General features: G+C 43.6%; 2 protein-coding genes. Both read left to right on the top strand.

Going from position 1 to position 831, the window contains the following annotated elements:
- On the top strand, positions 1–302 hold a 302-nt coding region (locus A3729_RS31930; protein WP_197476174.1), incomplete at its 5' end, for an acyl-CoA thioesterase domain-containing protein.
- A gap of 50 nt (positions 303–352) precedes the next feature.
- The coding region (locus A3729_RS27505; protein ID WP_156498179.1) for a molybdopterin-dependent oxidoreductase at positions 353–831 on the top strand (479 nt) is incomplete at its 3' end.

The raw sequence follows: 831 nt of genomic DNA, 5'->3' as shown, positions 1-831 counted from the left end.
TGTGGATTTCTGACAAGCCAGCAAGAAAGCTGGACTATGCCTCAGTAACAGCAATCTCTGACTCGTTCTTTCCACGAATTTTTGTTCGAAGACATAAGATCGTCCCAATGGGAACGGTTAGTTTAACGATTAATTTCCATATAACTGAAGATGAATTGTTGGGCTTGGAGGCGACTCATCTGCTTGGTCGCGCTAGCGCTACCAAATTTACTAATGGTTATTTTGAGCAAAGGGCTGAGCTATGGAGCCCTGATGGTACCTTGGTGGCGACAAGTAGCCAGATGGTGTATTACAAAGATTAAGCTAGTCTATATCTCAATAATTACAGCTTTTAAAAAGCAAGAGAGCGATCATGACAAACGTTGATAGTGAGAATACAGAGCTGCATAAAACCGCTTGTATATTATGTTCACGAAACTGTGGCTTGGATGTTACCACCCAGGACGGCAAATTAATTAAGATCAAAGGTGATCCTCAACACCCTATGACTAAGGGCTATATTTGCCAGAAAGCGGCAAGATTAGAGCATTATCAAAATCACGATGATCGTTTGACACATCCTTTAAAAAGGATGCCAGATGGGAGCTTTCAGAAGGTTAGCTGGGATCAGGCCTTAGATGAAATCGCTGAAAAAATGAATGTAACGCGTGATCAGTTTGGCCCCGATTCTTTCGCGATTGTAGGTGGTGGTGGTCAAGGTAATCATCTTGGCGGTGCGTATGCTTCACAACTGCGTTATGCCATGGGTGGGAGTCGCTATACCTATACAGCTTTGGCTCAGGAAAAGACCATGGATTTTTGGGTGAATGGTCGACTGTTTGGTGATCAGCG

Source organism: Oleiphilus sp. HI0043 (assembly GCF_001634935.1).
This window is presented reverse-complemented; position numbering and strand designations above follow the sequence as displayed.